Annotated in this window: 21 protein-coding genes; 1 reads left to right on the top strand and 20 read right to left on the bottom strand. The window is 37.3% G+C overall.

All coding sequences use genetic code 11. The annotated features are described in order from the left end of the window. Positions 1-80 precede the first annotated feature (80 nt). The 15 genes from rseP to C7K43_RS01265 form a co-directional block, all read right to left on the bottom strand. Entirely contained in the window at positions 81-1346 is a 1266-nt protein-coding gene (gene rseP / locus C7K43_RS01335) for an RIP metalloprotease RseP (RefSeq protein ID WP_124005195.1), read from the bottom strand. Between the two features lie 150 nt (positions 1347-1496). Then, on the bottom strand, positions 1497-2303 hold the full coding sequence (locus tag C7K43_RS01330) for a phosphatidate cytidylyltransferase (RefSeq protein WP_124005194.1): 807 nt from the start codon (positions 2301-2303) through the stop codon (positions 1497-1499). Next, positions 2300-3100 carry an isoprenyl transferase gene (locus tag C7K43_RS01325; protein WP_124005193.1) on the bottom strand — a complete coding sequence of 267 codons (801 nt, stop codon included), beginning with the start codon at positions 3098-3100 and terminating at the stop codon, positions 2300-2302. Before C7K43_RS01325 ends, C7K43_RS01330 begins: the two co-directional genes overlap by 4 nt. A 567-nt stretch (positions 3101-3667) precedes the next feature. Beyond that, entirely contained in the window at positions 3668-4225 is a 558-nt protein-coding gene (frr, locus tag C7K43_RS01320) for a ribosome recycling factor (RefSeq protein WP_124005192.1), read from the bottom strand. Between the two features lie 3 nt (positions 4226-4228). Next, positions 4229-4948, bottom strand: a complete 720-nt coding sequence (gene pyrH / locus C7K43_RS01315; protein ID WP_124005191.1) for a UMP kinase — start codon at positions 4946-4948, stop codon at positions 4229-4231. Positions 4949-5222: 274 nt separating this feature from the next. Beyond that, positions 5223-6104, bottom strand: a complete 882-nt coding sequence (gene tsf / locus C7K43_RS01310) for a translation elongation factor Ts (protein WP_124005190.1) — start codon at positions 6102-6104, stop codon at positions 5223-5225. A gap of 105 nt (positions 6105-6209) precedes the next feature. Beyond that, positions 6210-7007 carry a 30S ribosomal protein S2 gene (gene rpsB, locus C7K43_RS01305; protein ID WP_124005189.1) on the bottom strand — a complete coding sequence of 266 codons (798 nt, stop codon included), beginning with the start codon at positions 7005-7007 and terminating at the stop codon, positions 6210-6212. A gap of 203 nt (positions 7008-7210) precedes the next feature. Further along, positions 7211-8218 (bottom strand): tRNA (adenosine(37)-N6)-threonylcarbamoyltransferase complex transferase subunit TsaD, encoded by a 1008-nt coding sequence (gene tsaD, locus C7K43_RS01300; RefSeq protein WP_124005188.1) that lies wholly within the window; start codon positions 8216-8218, stop codon positions 7211-7213. After that, complete coding sequence (gene rimI, locus C7K43_RS01295) at positions 8193-8681, bottom strand: ribosomal protein S18-alanine N-acetyltransferase (RefSeq protein WP_124005187.1); 489 nt, start codon at positions 8679-8681, stop codon at positions 8193-8195. Before rimI (C7K43_RS01295) ends, tsaD begins: the two co-directional genes overlap by 26 nt. Further along, positions 8681-9214, bottom strand: coding sequence for a ribosomal protein S18-alanine N-acetyltransferase (gene rimI / locus C7K43_RS01290; RefSeq protein ID WP_124005186.1), 534 nt, complete (start codon positions 9212-9214; stop codon positions 8681-8683). The genes rimI (C7K43_RS01295) and rimI (C7K43_RS01290) overlap by 1 nt, the downstream gene beginning before the upstream one ends. Further along, the gene (gene tsaB, locus C7K43_RS01285; RefSeq protein ID WP_124005185.1) at positions 9198-9914 is read right to left on the bottom strand and encodes a tRNA (adenosine(37)-N6)-threonylcarbamoyltransferase complex dimerization subunit type 1 TsaB; all 717 of its coding nucleotides are present in this window, start codon (positions 9912-9914) and stop codon (positions 9198-9200) included. Before tsaB ends, rimI (C7K43_RS01290) begins: the two co-directional genes overlap by 17 nt. A 142-nt stretch (positions 9915-10056) precedes the next feature. Continuing rightward, positions 10057-11052 (bottom strand): LacI family DNA-binding transcriptional regulator, encoded by a 996-nt coding sequence (locus C7K43_RS01280; RefSeq protein WP_124005184.1) that lies wholly within the window; start codon positions 11050-11052, stop codon positions 10057-10059. A 49-nt stretch (positions 11053-11101) separates the two neighbouring features. After that, positions 11102-12589 carry a UDP-glucose--hexose-1-phosphate uridylyltransferase gene (gene galT / locus C7K43_RS01275; protein WP_124005183.1) on the bottom strand — a complete coding sequence of 496 codons (1488 nt, stop codon included), beginning with the start codon at positions 12587-12589 and terminating at the stop codon, positions 11102-11104. Positions 12590-12600: 11 nt separating this feature from the next. Next, on the bottom strand, positions 12601-13590 hold the full coding sequence (gene galE, locus C7K43_RS01270; protein ID WP_124005182.1) for a UDP-glucose 4-epimerase GalE: 990 nt from the start codon (positions 13588-13590) through the stop codon (positions 12601-12603). Positions 13591-13641: 51 nt separating this feature from the next. Continuing rightward, positions 13642-14802: a galactokinase gene (locus C7K43_RS01265; RefSeq protein WP_124005181.1), complete on the bottom strand. Its 1161-nt coding sequence runs from the start codon at positions 14800-14802 to the stop codon at positions 13642-13644. A 343-nt stretch (positions 14803-15145) separates the two neighbouring features. Between C7K43_RS01265 and C7K43_RS01260 the strand changes: the two genes are divergently transcribed. Next, positions 15146-15313: a DUF3042 family protein gene (locus tag C7K43_RS01260; RefSeq protein ID WP_124005180.1), complete on the top strand. Its 168-nt coding sequence runs from the start codon at positions 15146-15148 to the stop codon at positions 15311-15313. A gap of 91 nt (positions 15314-15404) precedes the next feature. Here C7K43_RS01260 and C7K43_RS01255 read toward each other — a convergent pair whose 3' ends face one another. From C7K43_RS01255 to C7K43_RS01235, 5 genes are read right to left on the bottom strand one after another with little or no spacing between them, the layout of a single operon-like run. Further along, positions 15405-15806, bottom strand: coding sequence for a rhodanese-like domain-containing protein (locus C7K43_RS01255; RefSeq protein ID WP_124005179.1), 402 nt, complete (start codon positions 15804-15806; stop codon positions 15405-15407). A gap of 15 nt (positions 15807-15821) precedes the next feature. Further along, on the bottom strand, positions 15822-16790 hold the full coding sequence (locus tag C7K43_RS01250) for an ROK family glucokinase (RefSeq protein ID WP_124005178.1): 969 nt from the start codon (positions 16788-16790) through the stop codon (positions 15822-15824). Beyond that, a complete protein-coding gene (locus tag C7K43_RS01245) occupies positions 16791-16997 on the bottom strand; it encodes a YqgQ family protein (protein ID WP_124005177.1) in 207 nt (68 codons plus the stop codon). Between the two features lie 19 nt (positions 16998-17016). Further along, a complete protein-coding gene (locus C7K43_RS01240; protein WP_124005176.1) occupies positions 17017-17703 on the bottom strand; it encodes a rhomboid family intramembrane serine protease in 687 nt (228 codons plus the stop codon). Continuing rightward, positions 17696-18262 carry a 5-formyltetrahydrofolate cyclo-ligase gene (locus C7K43_RS01235; protein WP_124005175.1) on the bottom strand — a complete coding sequence of 189 codons (567 nt, stop codon included), beginning with the start codon at positions 18260-18262 and terminating at the stop codon, positions 17696-17698. The genes C7K43_RS01240 and C7K43_RS01235 overlap by 8 nt, the downstream gene beginning before the upstream one ends. Between the last annotated feature and the right edge of the window lie 73 nt (positions 18263-18335).

Below are 18335 nucleotides of genomic sequence, written 5' to 3'. Positions count from 1 at the left end.
ACTCCTCATTTAAAACAATTCTCTTTTTTTACCCATGCGAATATAAAATATAGTCGCTCACGTTAAATGAAGACCTCGTTCTAAAAGAAAAAACGCTGGATATCGTTCCAAGTGACTAATACCATCAACAACATCAACAAACCAAATCCTACTAAGGTAATCATTCCTTCTTTTTCTTCGCTGATCGGCTTACCGCGGATAGCTTCCACAATATTAAGTAGTAGCTTTCCACCATCTAAGCCTGGTATCGGCAGTAAATTTACAATTCCCAAGTTGACAGATATCATGGCCGTCAAAAGTAAGACTGTCAAAGCCCCTTGTTGCGCTGCTTGATCAGACATTTCAAAAATAGCTACCGGGCCTCCTAGTTGATCCAAGCTGAAGTTAGTAACTAGTGATCTTAATGCCTCTAAAATTTGAACAAACATGTCCCAACTTTCTTGTACACCACCTACTACTTTATCCCAAAAACCAGTCTTTAATGATGCTTGTACTCCCAACTGGCCAATGTCTTGTTCGCCAGACTCTACGCTTTCCGGCGTTGCATCAACTTGCAATGTTTCATCATCTCGTTGAACTTCAAGGGTTAATTCTTCATCAGGGTTTTGTTGGATTGCTTGTTGCAGTTCAGGCCAATTCGCCACTTCTTCTTGGTCAATGGCGACAATTTCATCCCCAGATTCTAGACCTGCTGTTGCTGCTGCGCCATTAGGTTCAACTTCACCCAGAACTGTAGAATCTTCATTTGGAACGCCGCCTTGCAAGAATACAATTACAATGAATAACACAATTGTTAGTAAAAAGTTATTCATTGGCCCTGCAAAATTCGTCAACATTCTTTGCCATAATTTCGCCGATTGAAATTGCACATCGCGCGGTGCAATACGCAGCTGCGTCCCATCTTCTTCTATGATCATTGCATCATGATTAACAGGGTACGTACCTACATTTTGTTCATTGCCATTAATAAATCCCGTAATTTCAAGATCATCATTTAAATCATATTTAGTTACCTCTATAGGAACCGCATTTTCTAACTGAACTTTTTGACTTGTGTTAATTTTTATGACTTCATTATTTTCATTTACTTCTAAGGATACCGGCATTCCGGCTTTTAGTTCCTCTTCTTCCTCGTAGCCTGCCATGCGAACATAACCACCCATTGGAATTGCTCGAATGGTATAAGTCGTTCCATCTTTTGCTTGGTGACTGAATAATTTAGGACCCATTCCAATAGAAAATTCTCGGACTAAAATGCCCGATTTTTTAGCAAAATAAAAATGTCCAAATTCATGTATCACCACAACTACTGAGAAGACTATTAAAAATGTAATCAACGTCTTCATCGCGTGTTTCCTCTCTTTCGTCAGAGTATATCAAAGATTACTCATTATTTTATCACATCTTATGGAATTAACAATCGCTGGCCTTATTTGTAATAAGAATTTAAAAAAGCATTTCCGAAAATTTCGGAAATGCTTAACAATTTTCTATTTTTAAAACAAGCCGATCAGATGCATGATAGGAAAGACGAACAACATACTATCAAAGCGATCCAAGATACCGCCATGTCCGGGCAAAATGTTGCCGGAATCTTTCACTTGATAATGTCGCTTAATGGCCGATTCCACTAAATCACCAAATTGACCAACCATTGAGAAAATGATCGTCCAAAAAATCATTACAAAAGAGCCGTATTCAAAATAAAGACTTCCTGGATAAATAATTAAGAAAACAATTGCGATAAAAACCGCACTTAAAATGCCGCCCAGAGCGCCTTCAATTGATTTGTTCGGAGAAATTTCTGGCCAAAGTTTCCGTCTGCCATACTTCCTTCCTATCATATAAGCTCCAATATCGGTGGCCCATACAATAAAAAGTCCAAATAATAGTACCAATAACCCTGTTTCTCTGGCTTCTACAAAATTTTGAAAACCAACCCCGACGTATAAACTAACCAACACAGGAAACCCTGCTTCATCAATTGTATACATATTTTTTGAAATAACCGATATGCCTAACAAAATCATTACAATAAAATAAAATAGAATTAATTTATCTGTATTATCAGGGAAATATGAAAACCAAGGATTATTAGGTAATACTAGTACAACCGCACCGATCGCAGATAATACTCCTTCAAAGCTCAACATTGCTAAGCCTTTCATTCGGAAGAGTTCGTAGACACCTATGATAGCTAATAAAGCTCCCAATAATTGAACGGAGATTCCGCCAAAATCAAAAAAGATGATCGGTAAAAAAAGCAGCAACGCAATGACTGCTGTGATAACCCGTTTTCTCATTTATTTTCCTCCTTATTTTTCAAACCACCAAATCGGCGATTTCGATGTTGAAAAATGGCGATTGAGTTTTCAAGCGATGTTTCATTATAATCCGGCCATAATTCCTTTGTGAACAGCAATTCACTATAAGCAATTTGCCATAATAAAAAATTACTGATCCGTTCTTCTCCACTGGTTCGAATCAAAATTTCTGGATCCCGGATTTCTTTAGGTAAAAAACCAGTCATCAAGTAATCAGCGATAACATCATCATCAATTTGATCCACTTCAATGTTTTCTGCTGCAATATCTGTAACGATATTTTTTACTGCTGTAACCATTTCCGAACGACTACCATAGTTTAAAGCAAAGTTCAAAATCATTCCGGTATTTTTTCCGGTCGCTTCTACTGCGCGTTTTACCGCATCCTGTGTATGTGCAGGTAAAACATCACAATCACCCATTACATTAACACGCACATTTTCTTTCATTAACTCTGGCACAAACGTATCAAAAAAGTCAACGGGTAATTGCATTAAAAAATCAACTTCTTCTCCCGGACGTTTCCAGTTCTCGGTTGAAAATGCGTAGAGCGTTAATACTTTAACGCCCAAATGTGAAGCATGTTTGGTAATTTTTTTGACTGTTTCCATTCCCTCTTTATGACCAGCTACACGCGGTAAACGGCGGTTTTGCGCCCAACGCCCATTGCCGTCCATAATAATCGCTATATGTTTAGGTACAGGTAACTCTGAACTAAACTCATATTCGTGCTCTTCTTGGAAAGTTTTATTTTTTTCTGGAAAAAAACGTAGCATCTGTTTTGTCTCCTAACTTTGTTAGTCCTTTATATACCAGGATGACATAAAATTTTATCTTTCTTATTATAACAATAATCAAACACCTTGCCTATAATAATTGAAAATATGATTGAAATTATTAATAGAACAAAAGAATTCTTTAAAAATTATGTATCTAACTTATTTTATGACTACGTAAAAAACATTCCGTAACTATATATTATAAGCACAGTAAAATGCCAAAATAGTGGGACTATTAGCGATTAAGCGCAGTAGAATTGAAAAACAGTATGGTTAATCCTCTTTAAGGTCACCATTTTTAAAATCTAACGGGCTTAATTTTAGCTTTAAACATTAAAATGTGCTTATCCGATTAAATAAGCACATAAGAATACAAAAATAATGAGTCTATTAGCGATTATCCACAGTAAAATTGAAAAACAGTGTGGTTAATCCATCCTAATCACATAAAAACAGGCTTCTAGTGGTGTTATCTTACTAGCTAATCTCTTTTGCTAGCACATTGTTTTTTTTTAAATCCATAAAAAAACAGAACCTGCTACAGTTCTGTTCTAAAATATAGTTTTACATTTCTAATAGTTCATTTTCTTTATCAGAAGATATGTCATCAATTTTTTGGATGTACTTATCGGTCAAATCTTGTATATCTTTTTCCGCAGTTCTTAAGTCATCTTCGGTAATGTCACTATTTTTTTCTTGTTTTTTATATTCGTCCATTGCCTCGCGACGAGCATTACGAACAGATACTTTAGCTGTTTCTGAATCTTTACCGACTTCTTTTGCTAATTCTTTACGACGTTCTTCTGTCAATTGAGGAATGACTAAACGAACTACCGTACCATCACTGGTCGGCGTGATCCCCACATCTGAAGCCAAAATCGCTTTTTCGACTTCTTGTACCATGGTTTGATCAAATGGTTTGATCGTTAGTACTCGTGCTTCAGGAATTGTAATAGAAGCTAATTGATTTAACGGGGTAGGTACCCCATAATAGGTAACATTCACACGATCTAACAAGCTTGCATTCGCACGTCCCGCACGAAGTTGACCAAGTTGATATTGCAGGTTATCTGTGGCTTTTTCCATATTTTCTTTTGCCTGATTCAAAACTTTGTCTGCCATGTATTATTTCCCCTTTACAGTTGTTCCAATATTTTCACCCATGACGGCTCGTTGAATATTTCCAGTCTTATTTAAGTTAAATACAAGCAGTGGGATATCATTATCCATGCTTAAAGAACTTGCGGTCGAATCCATGACTTGTAATCCTTTTGAGATAACATCTAAATGCGTTAACTCTTCAAACTTAACTGCTTCTTCGTCTACTTTAGGATCGGCTGAGTAAACGCCATCAACATCATTTTTAGCCATTAAAATTACATCCGCATTAATTTCAGCGGCACGTAATGCGGCTGTGGTATCCGTTGAAAAATATGGATTCCCTGTACCACCGGCGAAAATAACAACACGACCTTTTTCAAGATGGCGTTCTGCCCGGCGACGAATATACGGTTCAGCAACTTGGCGCATTTCAATTGAAGTTTGTACCCGCGTTGGTACTCCGACATTTTCCAAAGTATCTTGTAATGCCAAAGCGTTCATTACAGTTGCTAGCATTCCCATATAATCAGCTTGAGCCCGTTCCATTCCAACTTGAGCGCCAATTTGACCTCGCCAAATATTTCCGCCACCTACAACAATGGCTAACTCGACACCTAATTCATGAACTTTTTTTAATTCTTGGGCGATTTTTTGGATTGTTGGCGGATTGATACCAAAGCCATCTTTGCCAGCTAATGCTTCACCACTTAATTTTAGTACCACACGTTGATATTTTGGTTTCATCCTCACGATTCCTCCGTAAATTCTCTAATGTTATTGTAGCATATTCAGTTTAATTGCGCAGTTGAAAAATTGCATCTGTTTCTAATTTTTCAACATAAAAAACAACCTTTTTTCTTTTTAGACCAAATTTTAAAAGTTGGCTAAGTTGTTGTTGTCTTTAAATGAAACATTGCTTTTTATCCTTGCTTTAATTCCTACCAAGGAATTAAAACACAATGACTCACAAAAAATGGGAGCGCATCTTCATGCGTCCCCATTTTTAAAAAACCAATCATTATTGGTTCGCTTGGTTTCTTACTTCATCGGCAAAGTTTTCTTCACGTTTTTCGATACCTTCGCCGACTTCATAACGAACGAATGCATTAACTGTGGCGCCTTTACTTGCAACATATTTTCCAACTGTCATATCAGGATCTTTGACGTAAGGTTGGTCAACTAAACAAATTTCTGCTTTAAATTTATTCAAACGACCTTCAACCATTTTTTGAACAATGTTTTCAGGTTTGCCTTCGCTTGCTGCTTGTTCGGTCAAGACAGATTTTTCATGTTCTAATTCATCTTGAGGAATTTGTTCATCGTTGATATAACGCGGATTAATTGCAGCTACATGCATCGCTACATCTTTAGCCACTGATTCATCCGTTGTGCCGTCTAGTACAGTCAAAGCAGCAATGCTACCGCCCATGTGAAGGTAAGCACCAAAAGCCGCGTCATCTGTTTTTTCTAGAACTTCAAAACGACGGAAACTGATTTTTTCACCAATCACTTGAGTGGCTCCGATTAAAGCTTCTTCAATGCTACCATTAGAAGTTTCTAAAGCCATTGCTTCTTTCATATCAGCTGGTTTGTTCTTAGCAACAACTTCAGCAACTTCTTTCACTAAGTTTTGGAATTTTTCATTTTTTGAAACAAAGTCGGTTTCTGAATTAATTTCAACAACCGCTGCAGTATTTCCTGAAATAGCCACTGAAGATAGACCTTCTGCTGCAATCCGATCACTTTTCTTAGCTGCTTTAGCCATTCCTTTTTCACGCAAAAAGTCAACTGCTTTTTCCATGTCGCCTTCAACTTCTACTAATGCTTTTTTAGCGTCCATCATTCCGACGCCAGTTTTGTCACGTAATTCTTTTACTAATTTTGCTGAAATTTTAGCCATCTAGCTATTCCTCCTGGTTAATAGTATATAATTTTTTAAAAAAAGCTATTTCAAAGGAGAGTGCAGCTTTTGCCCAGTCTTTGAAACAGCTCCGCTATTCAATCATTATTCAGCTGATTGATTGTCGCCTTCGACTACATCTACGATTTCTTCAATTGAAGGAGCATCTTCTGCAGCAGTGTTTTCGCCTGCTTCAAAATCTTCTTCAGCAACTTCATCTTCGCCTTGGTTTCCTTCGATTAATGCATCAGCCATTTTTGAAGTAATCAATTTAACGGCACGAATTGCATCATCATTTGAAGGGATGATAACGTCAATTTCATCTGGATCACAGTTTGTATCAACCATTGCAACAATTGGAATATTCAATTTATGCGCTTCTTGGATGGCAATACGTTCTTTTCTAGGATCTACAATGTAGATAACATCAGGGATTCTAGGCATATCTGCAATACCACCTAGGAATTTTTCCAGACGATCGCGTTCTTTATTTAAACCAACAACTTCTTTTTTAGGAAGAACTTCAAAGGTTCCGTCTTCTTCCATACGATTAATATCTTTTAGACGGCCAATTCGTTTTTGGATTGTTTCCCAGTTAGTCAATGTGCCACCTAACCAACGATGGTTAACGTAGTATTGACCTGCACGGATCGCTTCGTCTTTAATTGAATCTTGTGCTTGTTTTTTAGTACCTACAAATAAAGCAACGCCGCCTTCTTCAGCAACTTCTCTCATATATTCATAGGCTGCATCTACTAATTTGACTGTTTTTTGTAAGTCAATAATATAGATACCGTTTCTTTCTGTGAAGATATATTTTTTCATCTTCGGATTCCAACGACGAGTTTGGTGACCAAAGTGTACACCAGCCTCTAGTAACTGTTTCATACTTAATACTGCCATGATATTTCCTCCATGTGGTTTTATTTTCCTCTCCTATCGATCCTTTCGTTGAAGAACTGAATAACTTCAGCACCGCTTCGCTGATTACGATAAGATGTGGATTTTAGGTCTTTTTCAGACACCTTGAGTAGTATACAATATTTTTACGTTATTTTCAACTATTTTATTCCTAGCAACAACAATTTTTAACGCTTGTGGAAAAATTAGAAACTTAACCCTGGACAGGCATTAAGCGCCAAATCTGCCCGTTTGTTTTGGATAAATTCGACATGACCCGCCGCAGCAATCATCGCAGCATTATCCCCACACAAACGTAGAGGTGGAATAATTAAGGTTTTATCTGGTAGTTCTGCGCTAACTTTTTGTTTCATTGTTTCACGAAGTCCTTGATTAGCAGCTACACCACCGGCGACAATTAACTGCTTGACTGGGTATGTCTTAGCAGCTCGAATTGTTTTTTTTACCAAGACTTCAACTACACTTGCTTGGAAACTAGCAGCTAAATCTTCTTGCGATAATGTTTCCTGACGTTGTTCGGAATTGTGGACAAGGTTAATAAATGCACTTTTTAAACCGCTAAAACTAAAATCAAAATTATCTTCTTGTAGCATCGCCCGTGGAAAATGATAACGATCGGTCCCTAAGTGAGCCAGCTGATCAATTTCTTTTCCACTTGGATAACTTAAGCCCATCACTCGACCGACTTTATCATAGGCTTCCCCTGCTGCATCATCGCGCGTTTCTCCGAGCACTTCATAAGAAGCATCTTCTTTCATGTAAACCAATTCTGTGTGTCCGCCACTAACGACTAATGCCAGTAAAGGAAATTGCAAAGGTTTTTCAAAACGAGCTGCATAAATATGCCCGGCCATATGATTAACCGGTACTAATGGCAGATCGTTGGCCCAAGCAAAAGCCTTAGCTGCTTGCACACCAATTAATAGCGCACCTACTAAACCTGGTCCATAGGTAACAGCCACGGCTGTCAGTTCTTTTTTAGTTATTTGTGCTTCTTGAAGGGATTGCTCGATACAGCGTGTAATTTGTTCCACGTGATGACGACTGGCAACTTCTGGCACAACGCCGCCAAAACGTTTATGGCTTTTAATTTGGGAAGCCACGATGTTGCTTAAAATTATCTTGCCATCTTTAACAACTGCAACGCTTGTTTCATCACAACTGCTTTCAATTCCTAATATCAATTCGCTCATTCTTTTTTTCTGGCCTCACTTTTTTAGTCATCACTAACGCATCTTCGGTCGGTTTTACATAATAGTCCGCCCTACGATTGATAACGTCAAATCCATTTTTCAAATATAGTTTCTGGGCAGCTTGATTGGACATTCGTACTTCTAAAATAATTCGCTTAATTTGCTCGGTTAAAGCAATTTGATTTAAATTTTCAAGCAAAAAATGTCCATAACCCTTTCTTTGTTCTTTTTGCGCGATCGCAAAATTAAAAATTTCCATTTCATCTAAAAACTGATGATAACACAGATAGGCTAGAATCTCCGTATCCTCAAGGACTAAATAGCCACTTTGTTCGTTACATATATCGGCTTTGAACTGTTCTTGCGTCCAGGGCGAACCAAAGGTGTAGCTTTCTCTAGACAAAGTAAACAAACAATTCGCCAATTTTTCAGCTGGAAAAAAACATTCATTAACTAAGCGCATCATTCTACCTTCTTTACCATATAAAGGGCATCTTCGTTACCGATTTTATAATATTGCGTCATTCGCTTTTTTGTTTCATAGCCCAACTTGCGATACAACCGCTTAGCGTCAATATTACTAATTCGTACTTCTAAAGAAATCGTTTGACAATGTTGGCGATAGGCAAAGGCCTCTACTTCTTTTATCAATAGCGAACCAATCCCAGTTTTTTGGAAGTTGGGGTGCACAGCCACGTGAGTAATATGCGCGTCATCAAAAAATAAACGGATCCCAACAAATCCGACAATCTGGTCTTGATATAAGATACACAGATATAAATGAACATAACGTGAATATAACTCCGCTAAAAAAGCGCTACGTGCCCAAGGCAGTTCTCCTGCATAGATTACTTTCTCTAATTGCAGCAGCTCTTTGATATCATTGGTAGACATTTCACGTACAATAAATTTTTTATCCGCAATTTCTTGTTCATGTGTAATATAACCTTCTTTGTGATGAAAGGCCGAGATCGCGGATCTAAATCTTTTCAACATAGTCTTCTGCTCCAATTTGATGGGTTTGTAACCATTTTTCTTCAGCTTCAACTCGTTTTAAATAGTTAGGTAAAAATTGATGAATATCTTCCACCGGTTTTTCTTTTTGGGCCAACTGATTAAGCACGACACCGTTTGGATAATCCCATTGGACAACCGAATTGATTTTTGCTAAAGGAAGCTTTTCTACAATTGATGCTTGAAATTTTTTTACATCAGCGCCTACAAAAAGACAGGTTTTATCTTTTAAATGCTCTAGTAACTTCTCAAATGACAGATGTTGATCCGCTAAAACATTAACTAACGCATGATTTTGCCATTGATAAACACCTGCGTAAACATTTTCCCTCCGTGCATCAAAGAGCGGTACAATCAAATCCGATTCGCCGATACAATTGGCTGCAATAACTTTTAAACTTGAAATACCAACTAACTCAGCGGGCAACGTATCTGCTAATGTCTTGGCGGTAGTTACACCAATACGTAATCCAGTATAAGAGCCTGGACCTTGAGCAACTGCGATTCGATCCAAATCAGCTGGTGTCAAATTAATATTTTTCATTAAGTAATCAATCGCTGGCATCAGTGTTTTACTATGTGTTTTATTTACCATTGTTTGTATTTGGCCCAGGATTGCCTGGTCTTCCATGACGGCAACTGCCATCGTTTGACTAGAAGTATCCATTGCTAGTACTTTCATTTATTTATTCCCTTCTCTTGAAATCCTTATATATTTTATCACGAATTAGCAAAAGAAACTAGGATACAGCCCCTGACAATTAGGTTTTCAAAGCAAAAAATGCCCAACAAAGTATTTGTTTATCGGGTATTTCAATAGCGCATTATTTAATTTCGCTTGATAAAGTCGATTCTCGTAATACCAGTTCGGTCTCTACTATAATCTTACGAGCTACTGGTGCTGTTTCTTTTGTTAATTCTAACAAAGTAATAACAGCTAATTCACCCATCCATTCAGTATAGACACGGACAGTAGAAAGCCTCGGATTAACGTATTTCGAGACGCTCAAATCATTAAAAGCGATCAAGGAAATATCTTTAGGAATGGACAGACCGCACTCACTGATCGCGCGCATCGCTCCTATGGCCAATGCATCGCTAGAAGCAAATAAAGCCGTTGGCAAATCCTGGGTGAAATCCAAATAATGTTTCATCGCCTGATATCCACCTTCAACAGTAAATGGTCCTTCAATATGATATTTTTCCTGATACAATTTCAACTGCTTCAATTGTTCCTTAAAATAGTTTAAACGTGGATCTTCAATCTGATATTGACTTTCTTTAGTATGTTCAACTCCTGAAAGGATGCCAATTTTTTCGTGTTTTTCGCGAATAAAATGATCAACGACTCGCTCAATACCTTGACGAAAATCGACAACGATTGCATTGTGGCCTGAAATCGCACCTGTTGAATCAACAAATAATAACGTTTCAGAATGTTTTTCTAATTGTTCAATTTGTTGAGGGTCAAACTTCCCCAAGGCAATTGTGGCTTGTGTATTTGAATCAGCCAACTGATCTAGCGAAACCTTAATTAATTGAATGCCTAATTCTTCTGCCTTTTTTTCAATTCCTAAGCGAATGGCGAGATAATAAAGATCTTCTAATTCTTCTTCGCTATTATACCATTGAACTAAACGTACTACCATTTGTGGTCTCGTTTTTTGTTGGTGCTTTGTATAGTTTAATTTTTCGGCTATTTCAAAAATTTTTTGTTTGGTAGCAGTTCCAACAGATAAATGCGGATCATAATTTAATACACGCGAAACTGTGGCAGGAGAAACTCCTGCTTTATTTGCAATATCTTTAATTGTTGCCAAAAGTTTCTCCTCCTTTTAAACGAATTCGTATAGTCATTATTATTTTTAATTAGTTGTCAGCAAAAGTGGTTACAAAGCGTTCAAACCCAGCTTGTCCTTGCGCATCTCTTTTGTAGACTCCGGCATCTTCTAATACACGAGCAAATACTTTTCCAACTTCTTTTTCTATAATTGTATTGACGTTTTCTTTAGTTATACTATTACTTGTTTTTATCTGATCTGCCCAAGATTTATGGTAAGCAGCCATTTCATTTTCTTTTTCTAACAAATAATTCGCCACTTCTTTTAATTCGCTTTCCAAACGTGGAGGCAATATCGCTAGCCCCATGACCTCAATCAGCCCAATATTTTCTTTTTTGATGTGTTGAACATCTTTATGGGGATGGAAGATACCATCCGGATGTTTTTTAGAAACATTATTATCACGAAGAACAAGGTCCAGTTCAAATCCTTCTTCTTTTTTTCTAGCAATTGATGTTACTGTATGGTGAGGCGTACCATCTTGTGAGTAGGCTGAAATCTCCAATTCTTCATCTGAATAAACGGACCATCTTGCAAAAATTTCATGGGCGGCTCTTGCAAGTTCTTCTTTATTTTTTGCTTGCAGACGGATCACAGACATGGGCCATTTCACAATCCCTGCGGTCACATTAGGATATTTTTTAAGTGAAAAAGATTGCTCAATAGGCGCCTTTTCCATCGCAAAAGTATGCCGTCCTCCTTGATAATGATCGTGAGATAAAATCGAGCCCCCTACAATAGGTAAGTCTGCATTCGATCCTACAAAATAATGAGGCAATACTTCAACAATTTTCAGTAAACGATCAAACGTCTTTTTCGTAATCTCCATCGGACGATGCTCTTCTGACAAAATAATACAATGTTCATTGTAATAAGCATAAGGAGAATATTGAAAGCCCCATGATTCACCATCTAAGTTCATCCGGATGATTCGATGGTTCGTTCGTGCTGGAAAATTGTTACGTCCTTTATAGCCTTCGTTTTCCATACATAATTGGCACTTAGGATAATCTACTTCTTCGGCGTTTTTTTCCTGGGCAATTTGTTTAGGGTCTTTTTCGGGCTTTGATAAATTAATCGTGATTTCTAATGTGCCATATTCCGTTTCTGCTGGAAAAACGATATTTTTAGCAATCGCGCGAGTTTTAATATAATCATTGTTTTTACATAGCTTGAAAAAATAATCCGTAGCATTTCTAGGATCTTTGGCATAAAATTGCGCGAAAAAAGCATTTACAACAGAGGGTGGTGGCGTCAAAAAGTCCATCAATTGCGCTTCAAAGATTTCTTGTTCTGAAAGCGATTCACCCACCATATGGTTATTTTTAGCAACTTCAACTAATTCATCCATCAATTGCGTCGATGTTTTGGGGGACTGACGGATTTCCGCAGTCTCAAATTGCGTCTGGCCAATCATTCCTAATATACGGTTTTGTAAATAGACGCGATCCATTTCCATCCAGCCACCGGACGCAATGGCAAGCGTTGTAAAGTCAGCAATCGTTTGACTGATCATCCTATCCCTCCTCACTCTTGGTAGCCATGCGGACGTTTGGCATGCCAATTCCAAGCTGTTTCGATAATTTTCTTCACATCGGTATATTGGGGTTGCCAACCTAAGATAGTTTTAGCTTTATCGCTAGCAGCGACTAAAGTACTAGGATCACCCGCACGGCGAGGAGCCACTTTAGCTGGGATTTCTTTACCGGTGACTTCTCTGGCTGCTTCCAGCATTTGTTTAACAGAATAACCAGAATTACTTCCTAAATTAAAGATGTTGCTAGAATTGCCTGCTCTTAGATACTCTAAAGCTAAAATATGAGCAGCTATTAGATCTTCTACATGCACATAATCGCGCACACAAGTCCCATCTTCAGTATTATAGTCATCGCCAAAAATCGCTAATTGGTCTCTTTGACCGAGCGCCACTTCTAAAATAATGGGGATTAAATGGGTCTCAGGATTATGATCTTCACCAATGGAAGCATCTGCTTTAGCGCCTGCCACGTTGAAATAACGCAAGGCAACAAATTTCATTGCATACGCTTCATCACACCAACGCATCATTTTTTCCATCATCAATTTACTTTCGCCATAAGGATTTTTGGGATTTGTGGGTGTTGTTTCAGTAATTGGATTATCTTCTGGTTCTCCATATGTCGCTGCAGTGGAAGAAAAGACAATATATTTCACGTCAAATTCATGCATTACTTCTAATACGATTTCAGTACCAGAAACATTATTATTAAAGTATTTCAACGGCTTTTCAACGGACTCACCAACCAACGAGCTAGCGGCAAAATGAATGACGCCTTCAATGGATTCTTTTGCAAATACTGAACGAACAAATTCTTGGTCGCGAATATCGCCTTGATAAAAATGAGCTTTATGATGAATGGCCTCTTGATGACCAGTTAATAGATTGTCAATTACTGCCACCTTGTACCCTTGATTAATTAGCTGATCAACAGCATGCGAGCCGATATATCCTGCTCCGCCTAATACTAGAATTGTCATATTACCTTCTCCTTGAGTTTATTTATTTTAACCTGTGGTGTCTGCTCCATTTTATAGCTTTCTAGCTCCATCATCAATATTTGCCTGATAAATATCTGTCGGGTAACCAATTTTGTCTAAATAAGTTTGCGAAACATCTTTAACAAAAGCAGACCATTCTGTTTTCTTCACCAATGCAATCGCACAGCCCCCAAAGCCCGCACCAGTCATACGTGCGCCCAATACGCCAGGATGTTGTTGAGCAGTATGAACAAGTGTATCTAGTTCTTTTCCAGTCACCTCATAATCATTTTGCAATGAAGTATGAGATGCATTCAGTAATTTTCCAAATTCGACTAAGTCGCCTTTTTGTAAAGCTGCTTTCGCTTTTTTTGTCCGTTCATTTTCAGTGACTGCATGTTTTGCTCGTTTAACTAACAACTCATTTTTTATCAAATGAGTATTAGCAAAAAAAGTTTCACTATCTAGCTCTCCTAATGAATGAATCGTTAATCCTTCTTGCAAACTTTTTAATGCCTGTTCACATTCACTGCGACGTTCATTATATTTTGAAGCCGTTAATTTTCGTTGTTTATTCGTATTCATAATCGCCAAAACGTAGGCTCCAAAATCAGCTGGAACCACTTCATAATCTAATGTATTAGTATCAAGTAATAAAGCATGATCTACTTGTCCCATACCGATAGCAAATTGATCCATTATCCCTGAATTTACTCCAATGAACTGATTTTCTGTTTTTTGTCCTAATTTCACTAAATCCAGCATATCGATAGATAAATCAAATAAGTCACGCAACATAACTCCTGTCAGCAATTCAATCGAAGCCGAAGAGGAAAGACCTGCTCCATTAAGAATATTCCCATAAAACGCAACATCCAGCCCTTTCTCAATAGAAAAACCCGCTTCTTTTAAAAAGTGAAACATCCCTTTTGGATAATTTGCCCAATCATCGGCCTTTTTATAAGTTAAATCATCTAAATTAAATTCAATGATTCCTTTTTCAGAAAAGTTTTCCGAATAAAGACGGACACGACGATCGTCCCTTTTTTGTGCCACAGCATATGTACCTAAAGTAATCGCCGCTGGAAACACATCACCGCCATTGTAATCGGTATGTTCACCAATCAAATTAATCCTACCTGGGGCAAAATAAACATTGGGTGCTGGTGCATCGAAAATCCTCGCAAAAATTTCTTGTATTTCATTTTTCATCATTTCCCACTCCCTCTTTACATTGTTAACAGCAGTTCAGTTAATCGTTTACTATATTTTGATTTATTAAGTAAATACATTATAAAATATTTAGTAAATTTTTTCAAACAAATTTACTAAAACGAGATTGCGATTCAACTGGTGGGATTTAATGAAATTGAGAAATGCTTTATTCTATGGATAATAAACTTTCTAATATAAAAAATGTTTCCTATTTATTTGGAAAAAGATCCCATTATTAATTTCCTTAAAAAGTTTATTGAAAAAATTTAAGTATATTGCTTTTCAAATTGGCTCATTTCATTCATAATGAATATAAGATTAATAAATGAGGTGAAATGTAATGAAAAAATTTACAGCTGGATTTATTCTAGGCTCTTTGGCGACTACTGCCGCAACTGTTTGCTTAGTACAATCTGTCAAAAAGCAAGTCATCGAACCAATTGAAGAAAAAGAAGCGATGATTGATGCTAATCGTAAAAAAGCACGTCGTAAAAGCTTCGCTAGATAAAAAATAAAAAACAAGACCTAATGTACTGATCTTCCAAAGCTAGTTTTTAGTCTAACTTTAAGAAGATCACCACAGATATGGTCTTGTTTTTTTACGTTATTTTTTTGGATTTTTTCTTGCCCTGCCAGCCATTAAAGCCTTCTTTTAAGATATAAATATCTGTATAACCATTTTTACGTAATTTATTCGCAGCTCGTACGCTTAACGTCTTACTTGTATCATATAAATAAACAGGTTGGTCCTGGCGAATAGAGGCCAGCGAATTATTCAATAAAGTATAAGGAATATTTCTAGCACCTAAAATATGACTGCCATCAAACTCTTTTTTCTCACGAACGTCAATCACTTGAGCTTTTCTCATCCCTTGGCGAAATGTTTCTTGATCAATGATTTTAGCCGATCGTCTTCCTTGAATATAATAATATAGCCAATTAATTCCCATGGCAATTAAAATAGCCGCTAAAATAAGTGTTAAAGTTTGCAAAAAATTCATGTTTCCGTCACCTTTCTACTCTTCTAATTTCAACGCTAACGAAGCTGCACCAATAATACCAGCATCGTTGCCTAGTTGTGCTAACTTAATTCTTGTGCTCTCGGTTACTTGCGGGAAAGTAAATTGTTTAAAATAGGCCACCACTTTCGAGCGTAAGAATTCACCTGCTGCTGAAACTCCACCGCCTAGTATCAATGACGATGGATTCAAAAGATTCCCAATATTGCCACATGCTAGACCTAAATAATAGCAAATATTATCTACCACCATCATCGCAAGCTGATCCTCTTCTTCTGCTAATTCAAAAACATCTTTACTAGTAACTTCTTCCCCACTATCTAAAAGCTGCTTTAATTCAGAAGCCCCAGCATATTCTTCTGATAGCTTACGTGCCACTCGAACAATTCCGGTAGCACTGGCAATTGTTTCAAGACACCCCTTTTTGCCGCAAGTACATTCAAAACCATCGGGATCCACTGTAATATGACCAATCTCCCCAGCACAACCCGCTGCCCCGTGTAAGAGGTCGCCTTCCATCACAATACCACCACCAACACCTGTACCTAGTGTAATGAATACTACATCCGGCTCGTTATCACCTGCGCCTTTCCAGCGTTCGCCTAAAGCCGCTACATTGGCGTCATTATCCAGCGTAAAAGGAATCCCCGTCCCTTTTTCGATTTGTTCTTTGACTGGCTGAGTAGTTTTCCAGTTTAAATTATAAGCACCAATAACGGTCCCTTTTTTTCGGTCGACACTACCAGGTGTTCCCATACCGATGCCAATAAAATCTTCTGCTTGCATATTATATAAATTCAGACGATGATTAATCGATTCCACGATATCTGGCACTATATGCGAACCTTCATCTAAAATGTTGGTTTGAATGCTCCATTTTTGCTGGATTTCACCTTGTGTTGTCAAAATAGCAAATTTGACAGTTGTGCCTCCTAAATCAATTCCTATAATTTTTTCTTCAGCCATCTATTGGTCCTCCCTGCTTTCTTCAATACGATGCTCTCTTGTTAAGATATTTCTAGCTTTTAGATAGGTTTCTTGATCAATCAAGCGAGCTTCAAAAATTTTTTTTAATTCAATATTCATTAATTCGATATCATAGATTCGTTTTCCCACATATACAAATATGCCAAAACGTTTTAATAGTTGTTGTACGTCGTATAAACTATCCATACATAACACTTCCTAAATATTATACTAGTAATTGATACTTTTTAAAACCATAGATCAGGCAAAATACTACCAAAAATACAAAAGCAATACCAGAAATAATGCGAACATGAATCGAATAATCACGTAAACGCTGTGGTAACCCAAATATGTTACCTAAAAGTATACCACCCAGCAGTCCGCCAACATGGCCCCAAATATCTACTGAACTATCTAACAAGTTAAAAAGTAAGCTAATTCCGATAAATAAAGTAAATTGTCGAACTAAAACTTGAATCGCATAATTATTTTTGTAATGAACGCCTAAAATAACAAAAGCACCAAACAAACCAAATAACGCTGTGCTAGAACCAGCTGATTGGACGCCTGCTGAGTTAAAAGCAAAGCTTAATAAATTACCAGAAACACCGCTTAATAAATAAAGAAAGAAGTAACGAGTGTGACCATACATCGCTTCTAAACGCTGACCCATAAAATATAATACTATCGAATTCACGGCAAAATGCATCAGACCATAGTGGATAAATATCGGTGTGATAAAGCGCCAATACTGGGAATAGTATACAACAAATGGACCAAACATCGCTCCTTGGGTCTCAATCACTCCCGGAAGAAGATACGAAATCAAAAAAACTAAAACTTGCAGTCCCAGAAATAAATAAGTAATAATCGGTTGATTAAGCCAGCGACGAAGTTGAAAATTATTCATAGCTAAAACTCCCTTCAACGGTATCCGTATAAATTCGCATCACTGGCTGATCAAAATCTTCTGGTTGCCAATCATTATTTAACTGTTCAGAAAACACCAGTCCACAAGTTTTTCCGTTAAATCCTTGTAAAAAACGATCATAGTAGCCTTTACCAAATCCGATCCGATATCCTTTCCTTGAAAAAATCAACCCAGGAACCAACATCAGATCAATCTCGTCTTTTGTCACAAATAAATTACTAACTGGTTCTTCTATGCCAAAATCAGACAATTGATAAACCGTATTTTCATCGATTTCATAAAAGCCTAGTTGGCGTTCCGGCAAAGTTTTAGGGACAACTACCTTTTTACCTTGATTTAAAGCTTTTGTTATGATCGGTTCTGTATTAAATTCAAACGATTGTGAACGGACCATTCCAACCGTTTTTGCTTCTTTCCATAATTTCGAATGAAACAGCAGGGTGGTAATTTGCTGTTCCTTTTTTTGTTTTTTTGCTAAATGTACGCTCAGATCTTCTAGCTTTTCAATTGCTTGTTGTCGTAATTGCGTTTTATCCATTATTTGTTTACACTCCAATATCACAAAGATTATTCTACTTGCTTAAGGCAATCTGTTTCTATTCTACCATGTT

Origin of the sequence: Tetragenococcus koreensis (genome assembly GCF_003795145.1) — a bacterium.
Classification (GTDB): domain Bacteria; phylum Bacillota; class Bacilli; order Lactobacillales; family Enterococcaceae; genus Tetragenococcus; species Tetragenococcus koreensis.
This window is presented reverse-complemented; position numbering and strand designations above follow the sequence as displayed.